General features: G+C 61.5%; 11 protein-coding genes. 8 read left to right on the plus strand and 3 right to left on the minus strand.

Annotated features, from left to right (window positions below; translation table 11 throughout):
- Positions 1-2 precede the first annotated feature (2 nt).
- From gnd to dnaA, 3 genes are all read right to left on the minus strand, one after another.
- Positions 3-887: a phosphogluconate dehydrogenase (NAD(+)-dependent, decarboxylating) gene (gene gnd, locus BJQ90_RS02495; RefSeq protein WP_226758731.1), complete on the minus strand. Its 885-nt coding sequence runs from the start codon at positions 885-887 to the stop codon at positions 3-5.
- A 103-nt stretch (positions 888-990) separates the two neighbouring features.
- Positions 991-2115 carry a DNA polymerase III subunit beta gene (dnaN, locus tag BJQ90_RS02500; RefSeq protein WP_226758732.1) on the minus strand — a complete coding sequence of 375 codons (1125 nt, stop codon included), beginning with the start codon at positions 2113-2115 and terminating at the stop codon, positions 991-993.
- A 520-nt stretch (positions 2116-2635) separates the two neighbouring features.
- Positions 2636-4057 (minus strand): chromosomal replication initiator protein DnaA, encoded by a 1422-nt coding sequence (gene dnaA / locus BJQ90_RS02505; protein ID WP_226758733.1) that lies wholly within the window; start codon positions 4055-4057, stop codon positions 2636-2638.
- A gap of 464 nt (positions 4058-4521) precedes the next feature.
- On the opposite strand from dnaA, the gene rpmH reads away from it, so the two are divergent.
- The 8 genes from rpmH to BJQ90_RS02545 all read left to right on the plus strand — a co-directional run bounded on the left by rpmH (position 4522) and on the right by BJQ90_RS02545 (position 10206).
- Positions 4522-4659 (plus strand): 50S ribosomal protein L34, encoded by a 138-nt coding sequence (gene rpmH, locus BJQ90_RS02510; RefSeq protein WP_003800212.1) that lies wholly within the window; start codon positions 4522-4524, stop codon positions 4657-4659.
- A 41-nt stretch (positions 4660-4700) separates the two neighbouring features.
- A complete protein-coding gene (gene rnpA, locus BJQ90_RS02515; protein ID WP_226758734.1) occupies positions 4701-5111 on the plus strand; it encodes a ribonuclease P protein component in 411 nt (136 codons plus the stop codon).
- The gene (gene yidD, locus BJQ90_RS02520; RefSeq protein ID WP_226758735.1) at positions 5104-5499 is read left to right on the plus strand and encodes a membrane protein insertion efficiency factor YidD; all 396 of its coding nucleotides are present in this window, start codon (positions 5104-5106) and stop codon (positions 5497-5499) included. Before rnpA ends, yidD begins: the two co-directional genes overlap by 8 nt.
- A gap of 16 nt (positions 5500-5515) precedes the next feature.
- Positions 5516-6496: a membrane protein insertase YidC gene (gene yidC, locus BJQ90_RS02525; protein ID WP_226758736.1), complete on the plus strand. Its 981-nt coding sequence runs from the start codon at positions 5516-5518 to the stop codon at positions 6494-6496.
- Entirely contained in the window at positions 6496-7098 is a 603-nt protein-coding gene (locus BJQ90_RS02530) for a protein jag (protein WP_226758737.1), read from the plus strand. Before yidC ends, BJQ90_RS02530 begins: the two co-directional genes overlap by 1 nt.
- A gap of 17 nt (positions 7099-7115) precedes the next feature.
- Positions 7116-7799, plus strand: a complete 684-nt coding sequence (gene rsmG / locus BJQ90_RS02535) for a 16S rRNA (guanine(527)-N(7))-methyltransferase RsmG (protein WP_226758738.1) — start codon at positions 7116-7118, stop codon at positions 7797-7799.
- A gap of 53 nt (positions 7800-7852) precedes the next feature.
- The gene (locus BJQ90_RS02540; RefSeq protein ID WP_319004589.1) at positions 7853-8917 is read left to right on the plus strand and encodes a ParA family protein; all 1065 of its coding nucleotides are present in this window, start codon (positions 7853-7855) and stop codon (positions 8915-8917) included.
- Positions 8918-8985: 68 nt separating this feature from the next.
- The gene (locus BJQ90_RS02545; protein ID WP_226758740.1) at positions 8986-10206 is read left to right on the plus strand and encodes a ParB/RepB/Spo0J family partition protein; all 1221 of its coding nucleotides are present in this window, start codon (positions 8986-8988) and stop codon (positions 10204-10206) included.
- Positions 10207-11253: the final 1047 nt, after the last annotated feature.

Raw genomic sequence — 11253 nt, forward strand, 5'->3', positions numbered from 1 at the left:
GACTATTTGGCCGGACGGGTCGCATGTCCGCCGAACTGGTTGCGCAGCGCGGAAACCATCTTCATCGCCGGCGAGTTGTCCTCGCGGGAGGAGAAGCGGGCAAACAGGGCTGCCGTGATGGCCGGGGCGGGTACGGCGTTGGCGATTGCCTCTTCCACGGTCCAGCGGCCTTCACCGGAATCCTCGACGTAGTCGTCAATCGATGCCAAACCGGGGTCCTCATCGAGGGCCTTGACCATGAGGTCCAGCAGCCAGGAGCGCACGACGGTTCCCTTCTGCCAGGCGCGGAAGGTACCGGGAAGATCGGTGATGATGTCTTTGGCGGCAAGAAGTTCGTAACCCTCGGCATAGGCCTGCATCAGTCCGTATTCGATGCCGTTGTGGACCATCTTGGCGTAGTGGCCCGCGCCGATCCCACCCACGTGGACGAAGCTGTCGGCGCGGTCACCCTCCGGCCGGAGTGCATCGAAGACCGGCATCGCATGGTCAATATCCGCGGCGTCGCCGCCGGCCATCAGGCCGTAGCCGTTCTGAAGGCCCCAGACCCCGCCGGAAACACCGCAGTCGGCGAAACGGATGCCTTTTTCAGCGAGCGAGGCCCCGTGTTTCTGGTCCTCGGTGTAGCGGGAGTTGCCGCCGTCGATCACGAGGTCGCCGGCGTCGAGCTTGTTGCCAAGTTCGGTGATCACGGCATCGGTGATCCCGCCGGACGGGACCATCACCCAAAGCAGGCGCGGTACAGGCAGGGCGGCAATGAGGTCGTCCACACTCGCGACGTCGCTGACGTCCGGGTTGCGGTCAAAACCGGTGACTTCGATTCCGCCTTTGCGCAGCCGTTCGCGCATGTTGAAACCCATTTTTCCAAGGCCGATCAGTCCGATGTGCACGGTATGAACTCTCTTCTGCGATGGGGTGTTTCGGGTGATGGCGGCAGCCGCCTGGCTAGCGGTTGGTGTCGGTCGGAGCCCTCCGACCAGCACCAACTGTCAGCTAGTTGGGCAGCCGGACGGGCATGACCAGGTAGCGGTAATCGCCCTGGTCCTCGCCGTCGGCGTCGTTCTGGGCCGTGATCATGGCCGGTTTGGGCGCACTGGTGAAGGAGAAGCGCACAAACTTGGTCTCGATGACGCTCAGTCCCTCGATCAGGTAATGCGGGTTGAACGCGACGGTGATGTCCTCGCCGGTGAGGTTGGCTTCCAGCTCTTCTGATGCCTGGGCATCCTCGCCGGTTCCGGCGTCGAGGTGCAACTGGCCCTGGGTGAAGGCGAGCCGGACGGGGGTGTTGCGTTCGGCCACCAGTGAGACGCGCCGTACAGCTTCGACGAGTTCCGAGGTCTGGACGGTCGCGTGGATCGGGGTGGATTCAGGGAAGAGTGAGCGGATTTTGGGGTAGTCGCCATCCACCAGCAGCGAGGTGGTGGTGCGGCCGCCGCTTTCGAATCCAATGAGCCGGCTGTCGTCGTCGGCGAGGGCAAGGTGGATATCGCCGCTGCCGCCCAGGGTCTTGGCCACTTCGTTGAGCGTTTTTGCCTTCACCAGTGCGCTGGTGGAGATACCAGGAGTGACTGGCTTCCACGGCACTTCGCGCATGGCCAGGCGGTAGCGGTCGGTGGCCAGCAGGGTGATGAGGTCGTCCTCGATCTCCATCCGCACGCCGGTCAGGATCGGCAGGGTGTCGTCCTTGCTGGCCGCAATAATCACCTGGGAAACAGCTTGGGCGAACGCGTCGCCAGGGACCGTGCCGCTGATCGGGGGCAGTGCCGGCAGCGGCGGGTATTCAGCTTCAGGCATGGTGGCCAGGTGGAAGCTGCTCCGACGGCAGCTGAGGGTGACTTTGTTGCCGTCGGTTTCGATGTCGACCGGTGCGGACGGCAGGCTGCGGCAGATGTCAGCAAGCAGGCGTCCCGACACCAGAATCGTGCCTTCGGTGGTGATGTCAGCGGGGATTTCGAGCCTGGCGGAGGTCTCGTAGTCAAAGCTCGAGAGGCTGACGGTACCGGCTTCAGCCTTGAGGAGCAGGCCGGAAAGTACGGGTACTGGCGGCCGCGGAGACAACGACCGGGCGGTCCAGGTCACGGCTTCTGCCAGGACGTCCCGTTCGACTCTGAACTTCACGGAAGGGTGCCGCCTTTCATTGCTGCTGTCATCGCTGGTGGCCGGGCCACCGGCCCGGCAGGGAATCACAAAAGATGTCCAGGACGGACACACTGCAGACAGCTTAGCCGCAAGAAGTGTGATTCTCCCATCCCCGGGTTACATCCATGTGGTTCGGCCTGCCCGGCCTGGTGCCGGTTTCCGGCCAGGGTCCGGGACGGTCCTGGCGGCGTGTGGGGTCCGGAACGAAGTTGTTATTTGAGGGAATTTCATTTTCTAGGGATTAGTAGTGTTAATAACTGCTGTGGATACTGTGGATAACCCTGTTTGGCGGTGCGATCCCGGGGTTAAGCCCTGTTCATGGACTGTGGGTGGAACAGGTTTTAAACAGGGTGTGGATGGGGATAACATTTTTGGCCGCACCGTTGATCCACAGGCGCCTTAAGGGTTTTAAGCCCATTAACCGCGGTTGTCCCCTTAACTATCCACAGGCTTGTCCACAGGTGCCTGTTAATAAGGTAAGAGTGCGCGGACGGGCAGCTCAGGAATTGCGCTGCTGCTGCTTGATCCGGTTGGTCAGCTCGGTCACCTGGTTGTAGATCACTCGGCGCTCGGCCATCAGCTCACGGATCTTGCGGTCCGCGTGGATGACAGTGGTGTGGTCGCGGCCGCCGAGCTCCTGCCCGATCTTGGGAAGGGACATGTCCGTGAGTTCGCGGCACAGGTACATGGCGATCTGCCTGGCGGTCACCAGTGTCCTGGTCCGTGACTTGCTGCAGAGCTCTTCCATGCTGAGCTTGAAGTAGTCGGCAGTCTGCGTGAGGATCTGCGCGGAAGTGATCTCCTGGGCTCCGTCATCGGTGATGAGGTCCTTGAGCACCATCTCAGCCAGGGCAACGTCGACCGGCTGGCGGTTGAGGCTGGCGAAGGCCGTGACGCGGATCAGGGCCCCCTCCAACTCGCGGATGTTGCTCGAGATCTTCGAAGCGATGTATTCCAGGGCATCGTCCGGAGCGGAGAGGCCCTCACTGAGGGCCTTCTTCCGGAGGATCGCGATCCGGGTTTCGAGTTCCGGCGGCTGGATGTCCGTCAGCAGGCCCCACTCGAACCGCGACTTCATCCGGTCCTCAAATCCGGCAAGCAGCTTGGGCGGCTGATCTGAGGTGATGACCACCTGCTTGTTGTTGTTGTGCAGGGCGTTGAAAGTGTGGAAGAACTCCTCCAGCGTCCGGTCCTTGCCGGCCAGGAACTGGATGTCATCGATCAGCAGCACGTCCACGTTGCGGTAGGTCGTTTTGAAGCTGGTGCCTTCATCGTCACGGATGGAGTTGATGAAGTCGTTGGTGAATTCCTCGGAGTTCACGTATCGGACCCGGATCCCGCTGTAGAGCCGGCGGGCGTAGTGGCCGATCGCATGGAGCAGGTGGGTCTTGCCCAGCCCCGAGTCTCCGTAGATGAAGAGCGGGTTGTAGGCCTTCGCCGGCGCTTCAGCCACCGCGACGGCGGCGGCGTGGGCAAAGCGGTTGGAGGACCCGATCACGAAGGTGTCGAAGACATACTTCGGATTGAGGCGGCCAAATTCGTGGGAGGTGCTTGGCAGCATCGGCTGCGGCTTCAGTTCCACCGAGGGATCGGACACGAGGGACAGCTCGACGGCGGGTTCCGGCTCGGTGTGGAGCGGCACCAGATCGGTGTCGACGTCGATTGCGCAACGGATTTCGTCGGAGAAGACGTTCCGGAGGGCGTCGTCGAGGGCGTCCTTCACCTGCGTTTGCAGTACTTCGCGGGTGAGCTCATTGGGAACGGCCACCAGCAGGGTGGACCCGATGAGGCCCTGCGCCTGGGCGAGGATGACAAAGCCGCGCTGCCGGGGTGTTACACGGTGGTCGTTCTCCAGGAGGCTCACGACCCGCCGCCAGGAACTTCCGACAGTGTTGGCTTGGTTGGCTTCGTCTACTGTCATCAATCAGTTCCTCAAACTTGCTTGCCTTCATTACCTGCAGCCGCACGGGTCGATCCAGCGTGCTGGACCCCGGATAATCCACAGGGTTATGCACAGTCCGTGGATAATGGGCTACTGAGCCACTGTAGGGGATCAAAAGGCTAGAAGATAGCTGGGTTCTCTCCTGTGGATAATTACATCGTTGTGGTTCTCAAACAGGGCCTGTGACCCGCTTCATCCACAGGCTGGGGGGGCAGTTAGCCACAGCTGGGGAAAGCCTGTGAAGCAACCCCCGGTTTGACTCGGGAGGGCGGCAAGCCCTAACGTTGTGAAGTCCCATGTGTACGCTTTTCGCCTCATTTGAATCTCTCCCGACGTTCCGCGTCTTGCGAGTCGAGGGAAGCGGCACATACAAAACTTAAGCGTCGACCAGTTCTTCCCCTTGATCGGGTGGGCGCACCTTTGATCCCACTGGAGTAACTAACGTGAGCAAGCGGACTTTTCAGCCGAATAACCGCCGTCGAGCCAAGAAGCACGGCTTCCGCCTTCGTATGCGTACCCGTGCCGGCCGTGCCATCCTGGCAGCCCGTCGTGGCAAGGGTCGCACCGAGCTGTCGGCCTAAATAACTGACTCGTCGGTCCACATCCCTGTGCGAGTGTAAAGGTGCTAGCCACCCGCAACCGTCTGAGGACAGCAACCGATTTTTCAACAACTGTACGTTCCGGTGTCCGCAATGGACGCCGGAACGTAGTGTTATATACGGCAGCCCTCGCTGCCGATGAACCAAGCCGGATCGGATTCATCGTTTCCAAGAGTGTCGGGAACGCTGTTGTCAGGAACCTCGTTAAGAGGAGACTGAGAGAAGTCGGCGCCATGTCGTTGCAGAAATACGGCAGCGGGTTCGCGATCGTGGTTCGGGCCCTGCCTGCCGCGGCGGGTGCCAGCTGGGACCAGCTGCGTTCGGACTATGAAGCCGCCTTGGAAAACAATATGAAACGGCTGGGCAGCCGCCTTCCGAAGGCTGCTTCTTCAGTTTCTTACGAGACAACACAGGAAGGGACCCCGCGTGCGTAACTCAACTGCCGCCGTCGTCCCTCCTGCAAGAACCGCAGCTGGATGGCTGGGCCGGGCAGTCTGGAATTTGCCCCGCAATATCCTCATCCTGTTGCTCCTGGCATACCGCAAGGTGATCTCACCGCTCTACGGCCAGGTTTGCCGCTTCTTCCCGAGCTGCTCGGCCTATGCCCTTGAGGCGATCACGGTGCACGGCGCGGTGAAAGGGAGCTGGCTGGCGGTCAAGCGCCTGTTGCGCTGCCACCCCTGGAATGCCGGCGGTGTGGACCACGTCCCCGCCGGTAAATGCGAGTGGCCCTCAAACCGCACCCCCACAATTGTTGTGCTGAACAATCCGGACAAGTACCTGGCTGCTCAGACTGATGGAGAAGGCCGTTCTGCGGCCTGACGAATAGGGATATCGTATGGACTTCTTTGGAACAATCATGTTTCCGTTCAAGTGGCTTGTGTCCGCCATCATGGTGGTCTTCCACGATGGCCTGAGCGCCATCGGCATGCCCGCCGCCAGTGGCTGGACGTGGACGCTGTCCATCATTGGGCTGGTGCTGGTGATCCGTGCCGCCCTGATTCCCGTCTTCGTCAAGCAGATCAAGGCACAGCGCGGCATGCAGCTGCTGCAGCCGGACCTGAAGAAGCTGCAGGACAAGTACAAGGGCAAGACTGACCAGCTCTCCCGCCAGGCCATGGCCCAGGAGCAGATGGCCATGTACAAGAAGCACGGCACCAATCCGTTCTCGGCCTGCCTTCCCATGCTGATTCAAATGCCGTTCTTCTTTGCCCTCTTCCAGGTCCTCTCGGGGATTACGAACGCAGCCACCAGCGGCAGCAGCATCGGGGCGATGAGCCACGAACAGGTCGTGCAGTTCGATCAGTCGAGCATCTTCGGAGCCCCGCTCTCCGCCACCCTGCTGCACGGCACGCCCGAGGGCGGCAACGTGATTGCGGTGTGGATCCTCTCAATTGTGATGATCCTGGCCATGACGGCCTCGCAGTTCATAACGCAGAAACAGATCATGGCCAAGAACATGTCCGAAGAAGCCATGGCCAGCCCGTTCATGAAGCAGCAGAAGATGATGCTTTACGTTCTGCCGGTCGTCTTCGGTGTGGGCGGTATCAACTTCCCCATCGGTGTCCTGATCTACTGGACCACGACCAACCTCTGGACGATGGCGCAGCAGTTCTTCGTTATCCGCCGTATGCCGACGCCGGGATCCCCGGCCGCCAAGGCCCTGGCCGAGCGCCGGGCTGCCAAGGGTCTGCCGGCCCTGCCGCTCTCGGGTGCCAAGAAGGCCGAGGCCGCGGAGGCCGAAGCTGCAGCTGCTGCAGCCTTGGTGGCCAAGAACCAGCGCGTCCAGCCACAACGTAAGAACAGGAAGAGGAAGTAATGTCCGCCGAGAGCACCGAACACGCTATTTCCACTGAAGCCATCGAAGACCAGGATGACGTCTTGAGCGAAGTCCAGGATGCCGGGCAGGACACTGACGAAGGCGCAGACGGGTCCGAGGACAGGGGTAGCTCCGCCAGTCGTCTGGAAGAAGAGGGTGACGTCGCTGCGGACTATCTCGAGGAACTGCTGGACATCGCCGACATCGACGGCGACATCGACATCGAAGTCCGAAACGGCCGCACCTACATCTCGATCGTTGCTGAGGAAGAAGCAGCCGGTCTGGAGAACCTGGTGGGGAAGGACGGCGAGGTCCTTGAAGCTCTTCAGGAGCTGACCCGGCTGGCTGTGCTGTCCGCAACGGAAAGCCGGTCCCGTCTGGTCCTGGACATCAATGGCTACCGCTCAGAGCGCGCCGGTGAGCTGCAGAAGCTTGCCGAAGACGCCGTCGGGTCCGTGAAAACGTCCGGCGAAGCCGTGGCGCTGGCGCCCATGAGCGCCTACGAGCGGAAGATTGTGCACGACGCCGTCGCCGAACTGGGCCTCGTCAGCGAGTCTGAAGGCGAAGGCGCCGACCGCCACATCGTCGTCTCGGCTGACTGAAGCCTGCGGATAGCTTGATGGTTGAAATTACAGCTGCCGAATTGAAGGCTGCTCAGACGATCTTTGGGGACCGGCTGGAGCTGGCTAAACGCTATGTGGAGCACCTGGCCACGTCCGGGACGGAGCGGGGACTGATTGGTCCCCGCGAAATCCCCCGGCTCTGGAGCCGGCACGTGCTCAATTGCGCCGTGATCGAGAGCCAGATTGCCAAGGGAAGCCACGTCGCTGATGTCGGAAGCGGCGCCGGGCTCCCGGGCCTTTGCCTGGCAATTGCCCGTCCCGACCTCGAGCTCACCCTGATCGAACCCCTCGAACGCCGCGTCATCTGGCTGCAGGAAGTCGTTGATGACCTCGGTCTCGACAACGTCACGATCATGCGGACCCGCGCGGAACTCGCCGTTGGTATGGTGAACGCCGATGTGGTCACGGCTCGGGCCGTGTCAGCGCTGTCGAATCTCGCCGGACTGACCATTCCGCTGTTGGCGGGAAAGGGTGAAGTTGTCGCGATTAAGGGACGCAGCGCCGGCGAGGAAATTGAAAAAGCCGCCAAGGTGATCCGCAAGCTGGGCGGTACCCAGACGTCCGTCGTGCTGGTGGGTGAAGACCTGCTCGAAGAACCCACAACCGTTGTCCGAATCGTTGTGAATAAGCCTCAAAAGATTGCCAAGCGTCAGCCCGGTGCCCTCGGTGTCCAAGGGTAAGAGGTTAGGCTAGTAACCGGCAGCAAGAGCCGAACGAGAGTGAGTGTGTCACAGTGACCAGTAGCGAAGCCTCCACACGACGGATTCCCCCGTTTGTGTCCCTGGGGTCCGCGCGGGCCTTTGTTGCGCCCACCGTCGCTCACGATTACTCCGTGAAGAAACCGGCTTCGGTTGCAAAGAGCGCCGGCATGGCGGGTGTTTCACGTGAAACATCTGCCACCAGCGCGAATGTCCTGGACTCCATCGATGATTCCAGCCCCATTGCACGCGAGCTGGCCCATGAGAACAAGCGGAGGGAACGTCTCCTCGGCCGAGAACTTCCGAAGCCGGAGAAGACCCGGATCTTTACCGTTTCGAACCAGAAGGGCGGGGTCGGCAAGACGACCACTACGGTCAACATCGCTGCCGCCCTGGCCGCGGCAGGGCTTAACGTGCTGGTCATCGACATTGATCCGCAGGGGAATGCATCGACGGCACTGGGAATCGACCACCACGCCGACGTCGACAGCATTTACGACGTGCTTATCAACGACATCCCGTTGCAGGACGTCGTGGCACCGTGCCCGGACATTGCCAAGCTGATCTGTGCGCCCGCCACCATCCACCTCGCCGGCGCCGAGATTGAACTCGTCAGCCTAGTTGCCCGCGAGCAGCGCCTGCGCCGTGCGATCGACGTCTACTGCAAGGAGCGGGCGAAAAATGGCGAGGAGCGGCTGGACTACATCTTCATCGACTGCCCTCCCAGCCTGGGGCTGCTGACCGTCAACGCGTTCTGTGCAGCCAACGAGGTGCTCATTCCGATCCAGTGCGAGTACTACGCGCTCGAGGGGCTGAGTCAGCTGCTGAAGAACATCGAAATGATCCAGAAGCACTTGAACGCTGATCTCGTTGTGTCGACCATCCTTTTGACCATGTACGACGGTCGCACCAACCTCGCCGCCCAGGTGGCAGCCGAGGTGCGCGAACACTTCCCGGAGCAGGTCCTCGGCGCTGTAGTCCCCCGCTCGGTGCGTATTTCCGAAGCGCCCAGCTACCAGCAGACTGTGATGACCTATGATCCGTCATCCAGCGGCGCCCTGTCCTACCTTGAAGCCGCAGCCGAAATCGCGGAACGTTAGAATCTTTTCAAGAATTGCACTAGCAGGAGCCCGGTGATGCGCGGCTCTTCCAATGGAGGGATTTATCCATGAGCGATAAGCGACGCGGCCTCGGCCGTGGACTTGGGGCACTCATTCCAAGTTCCGCCGTGGCTTCCGGCAGCGGTTCAGCTCCGTCGCGCCCTGTGGATCTTTTCTTCCCTGAAGCCCGAAAGCGGGCACCAGGCGCCGAGGCAGCGTCTGCGGAAGAGTCCATGTCAGCCCCCGCCGAGGAGTCGGCTGCAGCGTCGCAGCCGACGGTCACGGCTGTCGCGTCCGATACAACGGACACGAAGTCGGCTGCCGGGGCCAGGAATGCACCGGCACGAAAGACCCCCGCCTCCAGGGAAGCTGGCCAGCCGACAGCGCCGAAGCCGGCCACGCGGAAGCCCGCTGCGAATGAGATGCCTGTTGTTTCCGCAGAGGAAGATCGGGGAGTTGAACTGGTGGAGGTACCGGGCGTCCGTTTTGCGGAAATCCTGGTCACCGAAATCCACCCCAACCGTAAACAGCCGCGTTCGGTCTTCGATGAGGACGACATGGCGGAGCTGGTGCATTCAGTTCGCGAAATCGGCGTCCTCCAGCCAATTGTTGTTCGTACTTCAACTGAAGAGGGTGGAGAACCTTACGAGCTCGTCATGGGCGAGCGTCGCTGGCGGGCAGTACAGGCCGCAGGCCTGCAAACCATCCCCGCCATCGTCCGTGACACCACCGACGACGACCTCCTCCGCGATGCCCTGCTGGAGAACCTGCACCGGAGTCAGCTCAACCCGCTCGAAGAGGCGGCCGCGTACCAGCAGCTGCTGGAGGACTTCGGCACCACGCACGAACAGCTTGCCGACCGGATCGGACGGTCGCGCCCCCAGGTGTCCAACACACTGCGGCTGCTCAAGCTTCCGCCGCTGGTGCAGCGTCGCGTCGCCGCCAGTGTTATCTCTGCCGGCCACGCCCGCGCTCTGCTGGGGCTTCCGGACGCTGCGGCCATGGAACGCTTGGCCCAGAAGATCGTCGCGGAGGGCATGTCAGTTCGCGCCACCGAAGAGGCTGTGACGCTGTATCAGAACCCTGCTGCTACGCCGAAGAACAATATTCCGCGGCCCGGGGCCCGACACGAACGCCTGGACTATCTGGCATCCTCGCTCTCGGATCGGCTTGATACCAACGTGAAGATTTCTCTCGGTGCACGCAAGGGACGTGTAAGCATCGAATTCGCGAGCGTTGAGGACCTTAACCGCATCATGGATGTGCTGTCGCCGGGGGCATCCAGCTAGGCCAGGCACTGCACTCTCGAAGGGGCCCGTTTCACGTGAAACGGGCCCCTATTTTTGTGGTTGGGGCTGGTTTTGTCAGGCGGTGCGGATGGCGGGCGAAGCGGTACCGGCATCGAAGCGGTTTTACTCTCTGCATAGTCTGCAGCGGTATCTGTCCACCGGGGGCCGTAGTCCGGGTTGTTCTGCGCACCCAGCTCCAGATTCCAGGAACTTGTAACCTCCTTTCACTGTTCAAAAGACACCCTGTTGCGGTCTCCCGCATTTCAGCAAATGCCTGCCGGTTTCCGGCCGGTGCTTTGGGAGAGCACCGGCCGGGAGTCCTCTTCCCTGTTCCTGAAGTCCGGGTGTTGGGAAGCAACGGATTTCCTCCGGTACATTGAGAGGAATCCTTCCGCTGTTGGTCCATTTCTCCGCCGGCTTGAATGCGGCTGGAGGGGATCAACCAGTCCATTGGTTGCGCACGGTGAACCCCACTCCGATTTGGTCCGCTGTGGACGTGAGGTAGCAGCCTGCACTGGGGCTGGTTCGATCGCAATCAAGGCCGGACCGCAGGGTTCGCATACGGTGAGCAGCTGCTGGCAATTCGATGGGACGAGCGATGCTTCCGCTGCAGAGGCGGTGGAGTTCCCCTTCCCCCGCATGTACGAAGCAAAGGCAGTGTTTCACGTGAAACAACAGCCGCTAGTGCACAACCTCCGACGGGCGGCTGGACACGTCCGAGCGGCGGGGTGACTGCAACCTCGCCACCGTAGAACACAGCACCCAGGGCACATTTCAACCCGACGCTTGAGGCTCATTCGTAAACGGACGCCCGATGCCCAGCTGCAGTGGAGTCGGATCCAGTCGTAAGCACGGGGCCAAAATTTGTCGATTCAATACTTTAGCGGCATCGATGCTTCTCCAGCCTGATCGCCATATGTGGCGCACGGGAGGCGAAATTCCCTCCCCGGCGTGCCGCGGCCGCTTCTGGCGAGTAGCGCTTGATGGTAGCGCGAGTCCAAACACCTGGTAGCGCAGTTCTGACGAGGTGGTAGCGGCCCGGGCGCT

This window comes from Arthrobacter sp. SO3 (assembly GCF_020532825.1).
Classification (GTDB): Bacteria; Actinomycetota; Actinomycetes; order Actinomycetales; family Micrococcaceae; genus Arthrobacter.